The organism is Viridibacterium curvum (genome assembly GCF_039544165.1).
In the GTDB taxonomy this organism is placed as follows: domain Bacteria; phylum Pseudomonadota; class Gammaproteobacteria; order Burkholderiales; family Rhodocyclaceae; genus Viridibacterium; species Viridibacterium curvum.
This window is the reverse complement of sequence record NZ_BAABLD010000005.1, coordinates 313,813-326,429: the sequence shown is the minus strand read 5'-3', so window position 1 is coordinate 326,429 and position 12,617 is coordinate 313,813. Positions and strand designations below refer to the sequence as shown.

14 protein-coding genes and 2 pseudogenes are annotated in these 12,617 nt (G+C 63.1%); 15 read left to right on the top strand and 1 reads right to left on the bottom strand.

The genetic code is table 11. From position 1 onward, the window contains the following. Positions 1-31: 31 nt before the first annotated feature. From ABEA02_RS05645 to ABEA02_RS05590, 12 genes and pseudogenes are all read left to right on the top strand, one after another. Positions 32-1,462, top strand: coding sequence for an efflux transporter outer membrane subunit (locus ABEA02_RS05645; protein ID WP_345531887.1), 1,431 nt, complete (start codon positions 32-34; stop codon positions 1,460-1,462). A gap of 44 nt (positions 1,463-1,506) precedes the next feature. Continuing rightward, positions 1,507-2,670, top strand: a complete 1,164-nt coding sequence (locus ABEA02_RS05640) for an HlyD family secretion protein (RefSeq protein ID WP_345531886.1) — start codon at positions 1,507-1,509, stop codon at positions 2,668-2,670. Positions 2,671-2,694: 24 nt separating this feature from the next. Beyond that, entirely contained in the window at positions 2,695-4,257 is a 1,563-nt protein-coding gene (locus ABEA02_RS05635; RefSeq protein WP_345531885.1) for a DHA2 family efflux MFS transporter permease subunit, read from the top strand. Between the two features lie 276 nt (positions 4,258-4,533). Further along, on the top strand, positions 4,534-4,860 hold the full coding sequence (locus tag ABEA02_RS05630) for an ArsR/SmtB family transcription factor (protein ID WP_345531884.1): 327 nt from the start codon (positions 4,534-4,536) through the stop codon (positions 4,858-4,860). Then, positions 4,857-5,321 (top strand): SRPBCC family protein, encoded by a 465-nt coding sequence (locus ABEA02_RS05625; protein ID WP_345531883.1) that lies wholly within the window; start codon positions 4,857-4,859, stop codon positions 5,319-5,321. Before ABEA02_RS05630 ends, ABEA02_RS05625 begins: the two co-directional genes overlap by 4 nt. 42 nt (positions 5,322-5,363) lie before the next feature. Continuing rightward, positions 5,364-5,777: a GFA family protein gene (locus ABEA02_RS05620; protein WP_345531882.1), complete on the top strand. Its 414-nt coding sequence runs from the start codon at positions 5,364-5,366 to the stop codon at positions 5,775-5,777. A gap of 17 nt (positions 5,778-5,794) precedes the next feature. Then, positions 5,795-6,067, top strand: a pseudogene (locus tag ABEA02_RS20155) (hypothetical protein); the annotation flags it as partial. Positions 6,068-6,215: 148 nt separating this feature from the next. Then, positions 6,216-6,500, top strand: coding sequence for a CopG family ribbon-helix-helix protein (locus ABEA02_RS05610; RefSeq protein WP_345531880.1), 285 nt, complete (start codon positions 6,216-6,218; stop codon positions 6,498-6,500). 2 nt (positions 6,501-6,502) lie between these two features. Beyond that, positions 6,503-6,799, top strand: coding sequence for a type II toxin-antitoxin system RelE/ParE family toxin (locus ABEA02_RS05605; RefSeq protein ID WP_345531879.1), 297 nt, complete (start codon positions 6,503-6,505; stop codon positions 6,797-6,799). 8 nt (positions 6,800-6,807) lie between these two features. Further along, a pseudogene (locus tag ABEA02_RS05600) lies at positions 6,808-6,990 on the top strand (hypothetical protein); the annotation flags it as partial. 255 nt (positions 6,991-7,245) lie between these two features. Then, positions 7,246-7,824 (top strand): hypothetical protein, encoded by a 579-nt coding sequence (locus tag ABEA02_RS05595; protein WP_345531877.1) that lies wholly within the window; start codon positions 7,246-7,248, stop codon positions 7,822-7,824. 261 nt (positions 7,825-8,085) lie between these two features. Continuing rightward, complete coding sequence (locus tag ABEA02_RS05590) at positions 8,086-8,634, top strand: REP-associated tyrosine transposase (protein WP_345531876.1); 549 nt, start codon at positions 8,086-8,088, stop codon at positions 8,632-8,634. A gap of 72 nt (positions 8,635-8,706) precedes the next feature. On the opposite strand, the gene ABEA02_RS05585 is transcribed toward ABEA02_RS05590, so the two are convergent. Then, positions 8,707-9,771: an alginate lyase family protein gene (locus tag ABEA02_RS05585; protein WP_345531875.1), complete on the bottom strand. Its 1,065-nt coding sequence runs from the start codon at positions 9,769-9,771 to the stop codon at positions 8,707-8,709. Between the two features lie 309 nt (positions 9,772-10,080). Here ABEA02_RS05585 and ABEA02_RS05580 point away from each other — a divergent pair, with 309 nt between their 5' ends. The 3 genes from ABEA02_RS05580 to ABEA02_RS05570 all read left to right on the top strand — a co-directional run bounded on the left by ABEA02_RS05580 (position 10,081) and on the right by ABEA02_RS05570 (position 12,594). Then, the gene (locus ABEA02_RS05580; protein WP_345531873.1) at positions 10,081-10,476 is read left to right on the top strand and encodes a hypothetical protein; all 396 of its coding nucleotides are present in this window, start codon (positions 10,081-10,083) and stop codon (positions 10,474-10,476) included. Positions 10,477-10,806: 330 nt separating this feature from the next. Next, entirely contained in the window at positions 10,807-11,877 is a 1,071-nt protein-coding gene (locus tag ABEA02_RS05575) for an alkene reductase (protein WP_345531872.1), read from the top strand. A gap of 252 nt (positions 11,878-12,129) precedes the next feature. Beyond that, a complete protein-coding gene (locus tag ABEA02_RS05570) occupies positions 12,130-12,594 on the top strand; it encodes a MarR family winged helix-turn-helix transcriptional regulator (RefSeq protein WP_345531871.1) in 465 nt (154 codons plus the stop codon). The last annotated feature ends 23 nt before the right edge of the window (positions 12,595-12,617 follow it).

Sequence of the window (12,617 nt, the reverse complement as noted above, 5' to 3'; positions counted from 1 at the left end):
AGTACAGTTTAGTTCGACACAGGAGCCCGACATGCCGTCCCCCCAGACCTCCCTCCCCCGCCTTGCCAGCCTTGCCGCCATCGTCTTGCTCGCCGCAGGTTGCGCTCAGGTCCCCCAATTGCCTGAAAAGGCCGCACTCCGCGGCATCGACGCCTGGGCAGTGCCAGCCGCCGACACGGCCAGCGCTCGCACCTGGCCGACAGACGCCTGGTGGACAAGCTATGGCGACGCCCAGCTCGGGCAGTTGATCGACGAGGCCCTGCGCGGCGCGCCCGACATGCGCGCTGCGCAGGCACGGCTGCTGCGCGCTCGGGCGGGCACCGGCACGGCCCAGGCCGCGACGCGCCCCAGCGTCTCGGCCAATGGCTCGGTGAGCGAAACCAAGCAGAGCTACAACTACCTGACCCCACGCTCGATGAGCCCGGAGGGCTACAACGACTATGGGCGCCTGAGCCTGGACTTCAGCTGGGAACTCGATCTCTGGGGCAAGAACCGGGCAGCGCTGGCCGCGTCACGTGGCGAAGAAGCTGCCGCTGCTGCGGACGTCGCCCAGGCGCAACTGGTTCTCAGCGCTTCAATCGCCTCGACCTACGCGGAGCTGGCGCGTCTGTACGCAGCCCGAGACACGACGGCTGAAGCCCTGAACGTGCGTGAAAAGACCGAGAAGCTGTTCCGCGAGCGTCAGGCCAACGGCCTGGAGACGCTGGGCAGCCTGCGCCAGGCCGAATCGCGACGCGCAGCTACCGAGAGCGAATTGCTCTCGCTGGATGAACAGATCGCGCTGCAACGCCACCAGATCGTCGCCCTGATGGGTCAGGGGCCGGAGCGTGCCGCAAGCATCCAGCGGCCGGGCATCCGCCTGGAGAACGTGCCGGGTCTGCCGGGCAGCATGGCGCTGGATCTGCTGGGGCGTCGCCCGGACGTGGTGGCAGCCCGCCTGCGCGCCGAGGCCGCAGCCCAGCGCATCGATGCAGCGAAGGCCGACTTCTACCCCAACGTCAATCTGTCGGCCTACATCGGCCTTCAGGCGCTCGGGCTGGACAAGCTGTTCTCGTCGGGCAGCGACATCGGCTCGGTCGGCCCGGCCATCTCTTTGCCGATCTTCAACAGCGGCCGCCTCAAGGCGCAATACACCACGCGGCGTGCCGACTACGACGAAGCCGTCGCCAACTACGACGCCACCGTCACCCGAGCGCTGCAGGACGTGGCCAACGCTGCCACCAGCCAGCAAGCCCTGACCGGCCAGCTCAATCGCACCCAGGCCGCGGCAGAAGCCGCACGCCAGGCCTGGCAGATTGCCCGCAACCGCTACGAAGGCGGTCTCTCGAACTACCTCGACGTCCTCACCGCGGAAGACAGCCTGCTGACCGCCCTGCGCAATGTGACCGATCTGCAGTCACGCGCCTTCACCCTGGATGTGTCGCTCATCCGCGCACTGGGTGGCGGCTACCGCGCAGCCTGACCTCCCATTTCGCCCCCTCTTACGACCCGACAAGGAGCTTCATCATGACAAGCACATCCATCATCGAAACCGAATCCGTTGCCGCCGTGGCATTGACTGCCGAGGCCGCCAACAACTCCAGCCGCCGCAAGCGCCTCTTCACCCTGCTGGGCAGCGTGGTTGCACTCGCAGCCATCGGCTACGGCAGCTACTGGGCGACATATGCCTCGCACTTCGTGGAGACCGACAACGCCTACGCCGCGGCAGAAATTGCACAGGTCACCCCCTCGGTGAGCGGCACAGTGCGCGAAGTCAAGGTGTCCGACACGCAGGCCGTCAAGAAGGGCGACGTGCTGGTCGTCATCGACGACACCGATGCCCGCCTGGCCGTTGCCCAGGCTGAGGCGGAATACGGCCGTGCCGTGCGCCGCGTGCGAGGCTACATGGCCAACGACGAAGGGCTGGCAGCCCAGGTGGCCGCCCGCGCCGCCGACGAACAACGCGCCGCCGCACAACTGAGCTCGGCCGAATCCGACCTTGAGCGTGCGCAGGTCGATCTGCGCCGTCGCGAGGCGCTGGCCGCATCGGGTTCGGTGTCGGGTGACGAGCTGACACGCGCACAGAACGCCTTCGCCACTGCCCGTGCAGCCCTCGCCGCCGCCAAGGCTGGCGCAGAGCAGGCACGCGCCAACCGCACGGCTGCACTGGGCTCACGCCAGAGCAACGCCGTGCTGATCGATCAGAGCACGCTGGAGAGCAACCCCGAGGTCGCCCTGGCCCGCGCACGCCGCGACCAGGCCCAGGTCGATCTGGATCGCACCGTGGTGCGGGCGCCCATCGACGGCGTCGTCGCCAGGCGTGCCGTGCAGGTCGGTCAGCGCGTGCAATCCGGCGCCGTATTGCTCTCGGTGGTGCCCACCGGAGACATCCACGTGGACGCCAACTTCAAGGAAGTTCAGCTGCGCGACGTGCGCGTGGGCCAACCGGTCGAACTGCATGCCGATATCTACGGCAGCAAGATCACCTATCGCGGTCACGTCACGGGCTTCTCCGGCGGCACTGGCGCCGCCTTCGCCGCAATTCCCGCGCAGAACGCCACGGGCAACTGGATCAAGGTCGTGCAGCGCCTGCCTGTGCGTGTCGCGCTCGATCCGCAAGACCTCGCCGCGCATCCGCTCCAGGTCGGCCTGTCGATGCACGCATCCATCGACACCCGCGACAGCAACTGACCCATTCACGACGAGGGCTCGAACATGAGCAAGGACAACACCCTGGCCAACGGAGAAGCCCCCCTGCAAGGGGGCATGCTGATCGTGGCCGCACTCGTCCTGGCACTGGCCAATTTCGTGGCCGTGCTGGACATGACCATCGCCAACGTCTCGGTGGCCACCATCGCCGGCGCCATCGGCGTCACCAACAGCCAGGCCACCTGGGTCATCACCTCCTACGCGGTGGCCGAGGCGATCATCGTCCCGCTCACCGGCTGGCTGGCCGGGCGCTTCGGCACTGTGCGCACTTTCGTCACGGCCATGGCGCTGTTCGGCATGGCCTCGTTCATCTGCGGCTTCTCCAACTCGCTCGGCATGCTCGTCGCGGGCCGCATCCTGCAGGGTCTCGCTGGCGGCCCGATGATGCCCCTGTCGCAAACCCTGCTGCTGCGCATCTTCCCCAAGGAGAAAGCACCGATGGCCACCGCCCTGTGGGCCATGACCACCCTCGTCGCCCCCATCCTCGGCCCCATCACGGGTGGCTTCATCTGCGACAACTACCACTGGTCCTGGATCTTCTACATCAACGTGCCGATCGCACTGATCTGCGCCTGGTTCGCGTGGGGGCTGCTCAAGCGCTACGAGAGCCCGCTGCTGAAGGCACCCATCGACAAGATCGGCCTGGTCCTGCTCGTCGTCTGGGTCGGTGCGCTGCAACTGATGCTCGACGAAGGCAAGGAACTCGACTGGTTCTCCTCACCCCTCATCATCGGCCTCACCATCGTCGCCATCGTCGGCTTCGCCGCCTTCATGATCTGGGAGACCACCGAACGCCACCCCATCGTGGACCTGCGCGTATTCCGCCACCGTGGCTACGCCTTCAGCGTCCTCACACTGGTGCTGGCCTTCGGTGGTTTCTTCGGTCTCAACGTGCTCACGCCACAATGGCTACAGCAGTACATGGGCTACACCTCCACATGGTCAGGCATCACTACCGCGTGGAGTGGCGTACTCGCCGTGCTGTGCGCGCCGCTCGTGGCGTCGCTGCTCACGAAGATCGATGGTCGCAAACTCGTGTTCTTCGGCGTCTCGTGGCTCGGCGGCGTCGCCTTGTGGCGCGCATTCGGCACCACCGACATGGGCTACTCAGAGGTAGCGCTGCCGCTGCTCGTCATGGGCGTGGGCCTGCCCTTCTTCTTCGTTCCGCTCACGGGGCAAGCCCTCGCATCTGTCGAAGATCACGAAGTGGCCTCCGCAGCGGGCTTGATGAACTTCCTGCGCACACTGGCAGGCGCATTCGCCACCTCCATCACCACAGCCGCATGGGACGACCGCATCAACATCAACCATGCCGATCTGGTCTCGAAAATCGACCCCATGAACCAGGCCGAGCTGCTCGCCAGGCTCGACCCCAACGGCGATGCCGTACGTGCGCTCAGCGACATCGGCAGCCTCTCGTCGCTGGACCGGCTGATCCAGGGGCAGTCCGTCATGCTGGCAACCAACCAGATCTTCGCCATGGTTGCCCTGGTCCTGTTCGTTGCAGCGTTCAGCATCTGGCTCGCGCCGCGCGCCACGAAGACGGTGGACACCTCGGCGGTGCACTGATTCTGGCGGGCAGCCAGCACCCCGACCTGGCATGCGCAGCAGTTCAGGCGCGGCAAGGACCGAAGACGCGAAACCGGCACACGCAGGGCAAGCCTGCGTGTGCCGGTGGACGTCTACGAGAGCTGAGACTTGATGGGGTGTCGATGGAATGAAGAAGGCCACGCGATGCGTGGCCTTTTTTTGCCGCCATCCCGGGCGACTCGCATCGTCCACCTCATTTCGCCTTATTCATTAGCGTTGACTAATTCATTAGCCGTCACTAATATCAAACCCATGATGCAAACCGCCCCTCTCGACGCCGTCATGCGATCCCTGGCCGACCCGACCCGGCGAGCTGTCTTCGAGCGCATCGCGCGTGCCGAAGAGACCACGGTGGCGGAACTGACCCGCGACAGCGGCGTGACGCAATCGGCCATCTCGCAGCACCTGCGCTCGCTGAAAGAAGCTGGACTGGTCATCGACCGCGCGCAGGGGCGCAACGTCTATTACCGCGTCGAGCAGAAAGGGCTCGCCCCGCTGATCGACTGGATGAGCCACTACGGCGCGTTCTGGAGCGATCGCTTCACCGAACTCCGAAGCCTGTTGAAGGAAATGGATCCATGACTGACACGACCCCGAAGACCGACACGCAGCAGATCGTCGTTGAAGCGGTCTTCCCCCACGCGCCGGAGTTGATCTGGAAAGCGCTGACCACGGGCGAACTGATCGCACGCTGGCTGATGGCCCCAACAGGATTCGAAGCCGTCAGAGGCACACGATTCACCTTCCAGACAAAAGCGGCCGGCAATTGGGACGGCACCATTCACTGCGAAGTGCTGGAAGTCATTCCGAATGAACGCCTCGCCTATGCCTGGCGAGGCGGCGACGAGGCGAACCTCGGCTACGGCTCAAAACTCGACACCGTCGTCACCTGGACCCTGACCAGGGTCGAAGGAGGAACCCGCCTGAGCCTCGTGCATTCCGGCTTCATCACGCCGACGAACGACTCCGCTTTCAACACCATGAGCGGTGGCTGGCAGAAGGTCGTCCCCAACGTCGGCAGCATCGCTGGCGAACTGAGCTGAACCCTGCGCAACGCACGAATCACTTCTACCCGGAGAGCGCACATGAACGAGCCCTACACCGGCGGATGCGCCTGCGGCGCCATACGCTTCGAGATTGCGAGCGAACCCCTGTTCCAGAACCATTGCCAATGCCTGGACTGCCAACGCAAAAGCGGCACCGGGCATGGCTCCTACCTGAGCTTTTCGCGACAGGGCGTGAAGCAGACCGGCGATGCAAAGCTGTGGGACATCCTAGCCGACAGCGGCAACGTGAAGACCCGCGCGTTCTGCCCAACCTGCGGGTCGCCGGTCTACATGACATTCGCCGCAATGCCGGACATCTTCACGGTTCACGCCGCAAGCCTCGACGACCCTAGCCGCTTCAAACCGCAAGTGATCGCCTACACCGTGCGGGGCCAGGCCTGGGACAAACTCGATCCCGCCCTGCCCAGATTCGAGAAAATGCCAACAGCCTGAGCAGCAGAGCCTGCTCGCGTGTCTTGGCTGCCATGATCGCCATCTGCGAAGAGATGCGCCGCATCGAAAATGGCGAGCTGCCCGCCGACAACAACCCGCTGAATAACGCCCCACAAACCCAAGCCGACGTCATCAGCCGCGAGTGGGACCGCCCCTAAGGCTGCAACGAAGCCGTGTTCCCTCTGCCCTATGTGCGCGACAACAAGTTCTGGCCGTCGGTGAATCGCATTGATGATGTGTATGGCGACCGGAATCTGTTCTGTGCCTGTGTGCCGATGGAAGACTATTGACCAAAGACCGCAGGGCGGAGTGCCAACTCCGCCGGATCTCGGCGTGGCGCAACATGCGGCGCAGTTCCTCTGCGCCATGCGTGCTCCCCTTACTTGCCTGACTGTAGCACGCATGTGCTACAGTCAGGCATCTACACGGGAGCCTGCCATGTCCACCACCACGATCCGCTTGCCAGAAGATCTCAAGGCCCGCATCGCCAGCGCCGCTGAACGCCTTGGCACAACTTCGCACAACCTCATCCTCGAAGCGATCGCCGAAAAAGCCGACCAGGAAGAGCGCCGCAGCGATTTCCAGAACGAGGCCGAGCAACGCTATGCCAACATTGTCAGCAGCGGCAAGACCATCCCCTGGAACACCATGCGCAGCTACCTCGAAGAGCGCCTCGCAGACAAGAAAGTGCGTAAGCCCGCCGCCAGGAAACTGGCGCGCTGAGCATGGCGCGTATTGAGCTGGCACCCGAAGTCGGTGAAGACCTTGATCGCATCTTCGACCATCTGGAAAAGTACGAAGTCGATAACGTCCCTGCACGCATGCAGGAAATCATCCAGGCCATCGCCGTCCTCGAACAAAACCCCTTGATTGGCCGACCGGCCTATCGTGACATGCGGGAACTCATCATTGGGCGCAGCGCGCGCGGCTATGTGGCCTTGTATCGATATATCACCGAGATCGACACGGTATTCGTGCTGGCACTGCGCAGCCAGCGGGAGGCGGGCTACACAAGGCAATGAGGCCCTCGCACACGCAGGCCGACGTCATCAGCCGCGAGTGGGGACCGCCCCTAGGCCGCGACGAAGCCGTCTTCCCGCTGCCCTGGGTGCGCGAGAACAAGTTCTGGCCGTCGGTGAATCGCATCGACGATGTGTATGGCGACCGGAATCTGCTCTGTGCTTGTGTGCCGATGGAGGAGTACGGCAGCTAACGCAATCGTAGGACCGCACCCACACGAAAGCCACGCTTTGCGTGGCCTTTTCATTTCGTAGCCCGGATGCAGGCAAAGCCGGAATCCGGGGACACTCGCCCAACGTGACGCCCCATCCCGGATTCCGCTACGCTGCATCCGGGCTAATCGCTTGGATGATGTATGAATGTTAGAACTGACCCCGTTTCGCTGTACGCTGAAAACATCGAATTGGGCAAATAGTCAAACACAATTTACTAGTTGGAGTGACGCTATATGAAGTGGTTGATTAACGCCTGTTTGATGCTGGTTTTGTCGTTCTGTATCTCCGCTTGCGGGAGGCGAGATTTGGGCGCTGCGTGGAGTGAAGAAGTAGAGCTTGCTAGTGGCGAATTGATTGTCCTCAAGCGTACGGTTAGTGGCGTTGGTTTGGGTGAACTGGGAGGCTCTGGATATGTCCGGACGTTGAAAATGACATTGCTCGTGAAGGGCAGTAGAACGGCGGATCCGCCACAGATGTTTGAGGCGGAGGACGTGATCCCTATAATTTTTGATTACGACGCAGCCTCTAAGGAGTGGGTGGTCGTCGCCACCATGAACGATTGCAATGTGTGGAGAAAATTGGGTAGCCCCCGGTTGCCCTATTTCGAATACCGCACAAGTCGCGGTGTGTGGCGATATGTCGAATTGAGTGACTCAATGATTGGAAAGTCCGCCAATGTGCTGACGGACATTGATCTGGGGGGCGAAAAGCCTTACGTCGAAAAGTCAGAAAAGATGCATAGAAACAAAGTTTCGGCGGAAAGATTTGGTTCGGTCATGAAAGAGTGGCCGTTCAACGTTAATTGTCAGTAATTCTATGGATGTAAGGAGACATTTGTGAGTGATGAAATGATTAACGAAAATCCAGCCACGTAGCCACGTAGGGTGCGCACCGCGCACGCGGAACCCACGCTCGCACCCGCACGACACCTTTTAACCGGCCCCAGCCGTGGATGAGCTGGAAGGTGCGCAATGCGCACCCTACGCTCGTGTGTCGTACGGTGGTCTTCCGGACGGCTTGCGAGGTGGCGGGCGGGTGGCGATGATCGGGGCTTTTCTTGTCTAGGCTGATCCATGTCGCGCTATCGTCGCTCGAATGCTACGGGCGCTACTTTTTTCTTCACGGTAGTGACGCATCGCCGCCAAACCATCCTCACCGACGAACCCTTGCGCGCGGCTTTGCGTAACGCAGTGCGACGGGTGCGGACGGATATGCCTTTTGCCATTGATGCCTGGGTGCTGCTGCCGGACCACCTGCATTGCATCTGGACACTGCCACCGAATGACGCGGATTTCGGGCTGCGCTGGGGGCGAATAAAAAGCCTCGTGACGCGCACCGTGGCGGCTGATTACGAACGCGCTGAATGGCGCAATGCCTCGCGCATCGCCCGGCGCGAATCGACGATCTGGCAACGCCGCTTCTGGGAACACCAGATCCGCGACGATGCCGATTACGCCGCACATATGGATTACGTGCACTTCAATCCGGTGAAGCACGGTCTGGTGCGCAGCGTGGCCGACTGGCCGCATTCCACCTTTCACCGCCTCGTCAGAGCCGGGGTGTATGCGGCAGATTGGGCCGGCGGCGATATGTCCCTGCCGGAATACGGGTTTGATGAATGAGGGCTGGAATGGTGCGCGGTGCGCACCCTACTCGCCTGGCCACGAACACACTGTGGGTGGCAGCCTCCCACCTCACCTCCCCCTGAAATACCCCCGCTGCATCAGCATCGCCAGATCCCCTCCCAGACTGCGATACGAGCACTCACCTGGCGGTGGCGCTAGCGGCCCAATGCCATCGGGATCGCGCTTGCGCCAGAAAATACTCCAGGCACGATTGTCGGAGCAGGTCTTGATGAGCTCGGCGGATTGCGGCGTACCGAAGAAGTCGGCGCCCCAGGCGGGGTCGCGCATGCCGCGTGTGACGACTGCGACGAGTTTCGGCAATTGCTCGGGCTTGTAGGCATACCAGTCTTCGCCGCGCAGGCGGGCGAGCTCGGCCATGAGGGTGAGGGGCGTGAGTGAGTAGCCGTGGTAATGCAGGGCCTGCTGACGGCGTGTGCGTTCGCGCGGCAGGCTGCCGTCGGCGGCGATGCTGTCGATGCCGGCTTCATAGGTGCGGCGTGCGAGGCGGATGAGGTCGGCGTCGTCGGTCGCGACGCCTGCCGCCATCGCGGCCGCACCGCCCCAGTAGTAGTGGTTGTTGAGCTTGCCGTCGCCGGGGCGCTCGATGTTGAAGGCGGCGACTTCGCGCCCCGCTGCGCGGAGCCAGGGCGCAATGCGGGCGTGCTGGGCAGGCGTAGCCTCACGACGCAGCACGAGGGCGTAGGCTGTGGCGATGCCTTGCAGCGCCCATTTCATCTCATAACGCGACTGGTATTGCGCGGCGACGTCCGCATCCTTTGGCGGGCTGAGCATGTGCGCGCCAGCGGCCCAGTCTTCGAGCCAGCGGATGGCGCAGGCGCTCTGTGTGCCAGGTTTGCCGGCCGCGACGGCATTGCTCATGGCGAGCCAGGCGTTGAGGTCGTTCCAGAAGGCTTCCATGCGCTGCTTCATGGCGGCATAGGCAGCGGGGTCGACTTCGCTATACGCCCCGCCGGGGCCACGGTCGGCGTAGATGGGCGTGTAGCCGGGCACGCTGGCAAAGACCTGCGGCGTCTTGCAGCCTGCGGGCCGCGCGGGGGGTTGCGTGGCTTCTGGAGCGGGAGCGCTGCTGCAGGCAGCGAGCAGGCAAAGGCTGGCGATGAGCAATCGGCGCATGGGCTGGCGGGTCTCGATTCGGGATGCGAAAGTATGGCCGCATCGGGGGTGGTGTGAGCATGCGGCAGGCAAGGCGGCAACTTGCCTGTGCCAGCGAAGCGCCGGTAGAAAGGGCTCGATCATCACCGGGTTGGCCCCGCGCGATCTCACGCGGTTAGCGAAACAATGCACGCTTGCGGCTGGATAGTTCGCGTGGCGTTGTTGCTGCCCTGTCGCAACTCGACTATAAATCGGGATCGTTTCATCCAACAGACTGATCGTATGCAGAACAAGCCGCACGGTACGTGCAGGGTTCGATGGTGTGATCAGGTGTGCTTCGCGATTCTCGAAGGCAGTTTCAATCGCGAGGGTGTCCTGCTGATGACCGCGAGCATCCAGCAAGCCTGGCAGGAGGCGGGCCAACCCGCCCGCTGGGCGCATGTCATGGATCTGCACCAGTGGCAGGGCGGCACCGAGAGCGGCTTCGCCGCCTCGCATGACTTGCTGGCGTGGGCGGTCGCCAATGGTGCGAAGGCCATCATCCGCATTCATGCCGTCGAGTTCCTCGCCCGTGTGACCGAGAATCAAGGCGTGTTTGACGGGATCAACGTGCCGATCATCACCATCCACACATGCGATGAGGCATGGCAGTGGCTGGAAGCGCAGGGATTCGACTGCGAGAGCTGCAAGACGCCTATTGCCCCACACTCAGCCAGCGCGGATTGATCCTGCTGCCGTTGGTGCTCTGCTTAGCCTGAGATAAAGAGTCGCATTCACGCACGCCAGGGCAGCAATCCACGAGCGCCTGCTCGCTCGGTCATGCAGCTGGGCATGCTTGGTTCGCCTACCCCGGAATACGTCCCTGACGGAGGGCGGAACGCAAAGCGGCGGGGCCGATCCTGCGGCACGAATCCTGTCGTCGAGCCGACGCGCGGGTCGCCAAAGATTTTGAGTCGGGCGATTGAATTCCTGTACAAGGGCCTATAGATACCGAGCTGCTCCGGGTACGTCGCATTGACGCATCCCGGCCCAAACCCTCACAGGAAAGGTTCTGCCATGCCCAATCTGTTTTCGGAACTCAAAGTCGGGGCGCTCACCGTGCCGAACCGCATTTTCATGGCGCCGCTGACGCGCGCTCGTGCCGGTGAAGAACACCTGGCCAATGCGCTGATGGCGGAACACTATGCGCAGCGCGCGACGGGTGGTCTGCTGATTGCGGAAGCGACCATGGCCGTCGAGGGCAACTCGGCATTCTGGAAAGAGCCGGGCATCTACTCACCCGCTTGCGTAGCGGGCTGGAAGCTCGTGACTGATGCGGTACACGCGAAGGGTGGCCGCATTTTTCTGCAGATCTGGCACGGCGGCCGTGCTTGCCACCCGGCACTGAATGGCGGCGCACAACCGGTCAGCGCCAGCGCCATTGCGATTGCCAACGATGAAGTGCACACCCCCCAGGGCAAGCTGCCCTACACCGTGCCTCGCGCCCTGCTCGACGAAGAGATTCCGGGCATTGTGGCGGGCTTCCGTCAGGCGGCGATTTACGCGAAGGAAGCCGGTTTTGATGGCGTTGAGGTGCATGGCGCCAATGGCTATCTGATCGATCAGTTCCTGCGCGACGGCTCGAACAAACGCGAAGGAGCGTACGGGGGTAGCCGTGAGAACCGCGCGCGCCTGTTGTTCGAGATACTGGCTGCGGTGATCGAAGTGTGGGGCAGTGATCGCGTCGGCCTGCGCCTGTCTCCACTGAACAGTTACAACGACATGCGTGACAGCGATCCGGTCGGGCTTGTCACATGGCTGGCCGAAAAGCTGAATGCCTTCAATCTTGCTTATCTGCACCTCATGCGCGGCGACTTCTACCAGCAGCAGACTGGCGACCTGATGACGCCGGTGCGGGCCGCCTACAAGGGCGTGCTGATTGGCAACATGGGCTACAGCGCAGAAGAGGCCGAAGCCGCGATTGCCGACGGCAAGCTCGACGCGGTGGCCTTCGGCACGGCCTTCCTGGCCAACCCTGACCTGCCCGCTCGCATCAAGGCCAAGGCCGCGCTCAACACACCGAACCCAGCGACGTTCTACACGTCCGGCGCCGAGGGCTATACCGACTACCCGACACTCGCGGTGTAAGCGCGTCGAACAGCGGCGCTGCACCCACGCAGTGATAAAGGGCCACCCATGCGGTGGCCCTTTTTTTTGCCAGGCGTCTTGCGAGCGCCACGCGTCGAGGCGCGCGACGATATTGATGGACGACAGGCGCTGACTGGTAGCGCCTGGAGCAGAGGCAGCCCGACAGCTTGTGCGGATAGCTGCAGGCCGGAGCATTGACTTTTGTTTCCACGGAAACTACGATCCCGCCATCAAGTTTCCAAGGAAACCATCTTGGCACGTACAAGGAAGCCAATCGCTGCCGCGCCGCTGGAAGCACATCTGGGTTTCTGGCTGCGCTTTGTTTCGAACCATGTGTCGCAGCGCTTCCAGAAGCAGCTGGAAGCGCGCGATGTGACAGTCACAGAGTGGGTGGCATTGCGCACCTTGCTGGATCAGGAGGAGAGCTCGCATGCCTCATTGATCACGGCGCTGGGCATGACCAAGGGCGCGGCGTCGAAGGTGATGAGCCGGTTGGAGCAGAAGGGTCTGGCCGAGCGGCTGGCCGTGGATGGGCGCGCGCAGGCGCTGCGCCTCACTCAAGCAGGCAAGAGACTGCTGCCACAACTGGCGGCACTGGCGGATGCGAATGACGAACACTTCTTCGCGCATCTGCCCGAAGCTGACCGCGCCACGCTGATGGCCCTGATGCAGGGTCTGGTACAGCACCACCAGCTCAAGGAAATCCCGACGGCCTGAAGTCAGGCCCTCTTCCACTCAAA

Coding starts and splice junctions, on each gene's coding strand:
- ABEA02_RS05645 (WP_345531887.1), top strand. CDS start 32: ATGCCGTCCCCCCAGACCTCCCTCCCCCGCCTTGCCAGCCTTGCCGCC.
- ABEA02_RS05640 (WP_345531886.1), top strand. CDS start 1,507: ATGACAAGCACATCCATCATCGAAACCGAATCCGTTGCCGCCGTGGCA.
- ABEA02_RS05635 (WP_345531885.1), top strand. CDS start 2,695: ATGAGCAAGGACAACACCCTGGCCAACGGAGAAGCCCCCCTGCAAGGG.
- ABEA02_RS05630 (WP_345531884.1), top strand. CDS start 4,534: ATGCAAACCGCCCCTCTCGACGCCGTCATGCGATCCCTGGCCGACCCG.
- ABEA02_RS05625 (WP_345531883.1), top strand. CDS start 4,857: ATGACTGACACGACCCCGAAGACCGACACGCAGCAGATCGTCGTTGAA.
- ABEA02_RS05620 (WP_345531882.1), top strand. CDS start 5,364: ATGAACGAGCCCTACACCGGCGGATGCGCCTGCGGCGCCATACGCTTC.
- ABEA02_RS05610 (WP_345531880.1), top strand. CDS start 6,216: ATGTCCACCACCACGATCCGCTTGCCAGAAGATCTCAAGGCCCGCATC.
- ABEA02_RS05605 (WP_345531879.1), top strand. CDS start 6,503: ATGGCGCGTATTGAGCTGGCACCCGAAGTCGGTGAAGACCTTGATCGC.
- ABEA02_RS05595 (WP_345531877.1), top strand. CDS start 7,246: ATGAAGTGGTTGATTAACGCCTGTTTGATGCTGGTTTTGTCGTTCTGT.
- ABEA02_RS05590 (WP_345531876.1), top strand. CDS start 8,086: ATGTCGCGCTATCGTCGCTCGAATGCTACGGGCGCTACTTTTTTCTTC.
- ABEA02_RS05585 (WP_345531875.1), bottom strand. CDS start 9,771: ATGCGCCGATTGCTCATCGCCAGCCTTTGCCTGCTCGCTGCCTGCAGC.
- ABEA02_RS05575 (WP_345531872.1), top strand. CDS start 10,807: ATGCCCAATCTGTTTTCGGAACTCAAAGTCGGGGCGCTCACCGTGCCG.